The sequence below is a fragment of the Sulfitobacter sp. 1A12779 genome, from assembly GCF_043557315.1.
In the GTDB taxonomy this organism is placed as follows: domain Bacteria; phylum Pseudomonadota; class Alphaproteobacteria; order Rhodobacterales; family Rhodobacteraceae; genus Sulfitobacter; species Sulfitobacter faviae.
Genome location: NZ_JBIFFU010000086.1, coordinates 1 through 1121 on the forward strand (window position 1 = coordinate 1; position 1121 = coordinate 1121).

The window sequence follows — 1121 nt, forward strand, 5'->3', positions numbered from 1 at the left end:
GATCATGCCCCATAGCGTGGTGTAACTCGCGGCTGGCCGGGCGCTTTCGACGGCCGAGCTGATCAGTCCGTCTGCGTTGCAGGCAGGCTGATGATGGGATCATCGCAGACCGGTGCCAAGGTTTCCAGCGTCATGTATCGCGCACGCTGCACAGTCCATTCTTCGGTCTGCTCCATGAGGATGGCGCCGACGAGGCGTCGTATGGCAGCCTCATTTGGAAAGATCCCGACGACGTCTGTCCTGCGCTTGATCTCGCCGTTCAAACGTTCAATCGGATTCGTCGAATGCAACTTCGTCCGATGCTGTTGGGGAAAGGTCATGTAGGCGAGCACGTCTTCCTCGGCATCATCCATCAGCCCAGAGAGCCTGGGCAGCTGGGACCGCATCTGGTCGGCGACGTTGCGCCATTGGACTTTCGCCGCCGCATGGTCTGGCTGTGCAAAAGCGGTTGCGATAAAGGCGGAGACGACGCGTCGGCTACTCTTGCCTGCATGCGCAAGAGCGTTCCTCTGGAAATGCACCCGACAACGCTGCCAGCTCGTGTTCAGCACGCGTGCGACTGAGGCCTTGATGCCTTCATGGGCATCACTGATGACCAGCTTCACACCACATAGCCCGCGCCGCACCAGATCGCGCAGAAACTCCGTCCAGAAGGTTTCGGCCTCGGACGGGCCGATGGACATGCCCAGCACCTCTCTGCGGCCGTCTGTATTGACGCCGACGGCGATGGTGACGGCAACGGAGACGATACGCCCGCCCTGACGAACCTTGAGATAAGTCGCATCAATCCACAGATAGGGCCATTCGCCATCAATCGGACGGGTGAGAAATGCATCAACCCGCTCATCAATCTCTTCACACAGGCGGCTAACCTGGCTCTTCGAGATGCCGGTCCCGCCCATTGCCTGCACGAGATCGTCCATGGAACGGGTTGAGACGCCATGGACATAAGCTTCTTGAATAACCGCGCTCAACGCCTTCTCTGTCGCCCGCCGCGGCTCCAGGAAAGAAGGAAAATAGCTGCCGGTGCGCAGCTTCGGAATCCGCAGTTCCACGTTCCCGGCCCGCGTCTGCCAATCGCGTTCGCGGTAGCCGTTTCTCTGCGCCTTCCGCTCCGGCGT

General features: G+C 60.2%; 1 protein-coding gene. It reads right to left on the reverse strand.

What is annotated here, in order from left to right:
• Window positions 1-62: 62 nt before the first annotated feature.
• On the reverse strand, window positions 63-1121 hold a 1059-nt coding region (locus ACGYLQ_RS20890), incomplete at its 5' end, for an IS256 family transposase (protein ID WP_394444696.1).